Source organism: Protofrankia sp. CiP1_Cm_nod3 (genome assembly GCF_982290655.1).
The window spans coordinates 1-1100 of record NZ_CEVIVD010000055.1 but is presented as its reverse complement, the minus strand read 5'-3'; the positions used below and the strand labels follow the sequence as shown (position 1 = coordinate 1100).

1 protein-coding gene is annotated in these 1100 nt (G+C 68.7%); it reads right to left on the bottom strand.

Translation table 11 applies throughout. From position 1 onward, the window contains the following. Positions 1-275 precede the first annotated feature (275 nt). Positions 276-869: a hypothetical protein gene (locus tag AC5LUJ_RS12620; RefSeq protein ID WP_493464977.1), complete on the bottom strand. Its 594-nt coding sequence runs from the start codon at positions 867-869 to the stop codon at positions 276-278. Positions 870-1100: the final 231 nt, after the last annotated feature.

Here is a 1100-nt window from a genome sequence, read left to right as displayed (position 1 = left end):
TTCGTGCGCGAGAGCCAGCCGCCGCCGCCCTACCCGGAGGTGACCGTTGACGATGGCGATGCCGCCGCGGGCCAGCAGGATCGACGCGGCGTCCGCGGCGTCCGGCCCCAGATCGAAGGAGAAGGCCACAGGAAGGGCTCGGCGCCGTCAAGACCGAGAAGCTGGCGTACCTGTGAGGCACAGCGTTCCGTCTGGATGCCTCCGCCTGCCCGGCTGGTCGGCTGGTCGGCTTCCTGCCCCGACCTACGCCCCGCGGAACACGAGTGGGGGAGCCGCTACCGGAGGGCGGGCCGGGCCGTGGCATCAAGATGATCGAGTAGTTTCACGATGTTCTCCGCTGGGACGGGGGTCCAGTCCCAGACGTCCACGCCTACGTTGATCTGCCGGTCGTGGATCTGCCAGGCGTCGTGTACGTGCCCGCACAGCAGCGGGCGGCCGTCGTCCTCGGGGCGGCGGTCGGCGTAGCGGTCATGCTCCGTGTGGTCGCCGTGGTACGGGAAGTGCGCCAGCGTGACGAGATGGCCGCCGACGCGGTGGTCCCGCACGACTCCGTCCGCGTGGACGCGGGCGAAACCCGCGTCGATGTAACGCTGGACCTGGCCGGTGTGCCGGCGGTGCCCGGACCAGCAGGCATCGTGATTTCCCGCGACGAGAATCTTGTGGCCGTTCAGCCCGGCGACCGGGCCGAGTTTCGTCGGTGTCAGGGAGACGTCCCCGAGAACCCACACCGTGTCCCCGGGCGCCACGACGGCATTCCACCGCCGCACCAGGCCGGCGTTCATCGTCTCGACGTCGGGCCAGGGGCGGGAGGCATAGGCCAGAATGTTCGTGTGGCCGAAGTGGAGATCAGCCGTGTACCACGTCGTCACAGCTTTCCTCTTCTGTGCTTCTCGCACTGTCGCGATCGGTTCCTTGTATCTGGGCCGGTGTTTCTCCGGCCTGGTCGTCCGCCAGCCGTACACGGTGAAGCCGGCATTTTCTCACTCGTCGGCTGGCACTCGTCGGGTGTCAGCCGGCCATGACGGATGAATCAATCATAGCGGACGCCGGCCGCCAACGGCCATGGGCCGCCCGTCGGCGGACGGCCGCCGGTGGTGCTT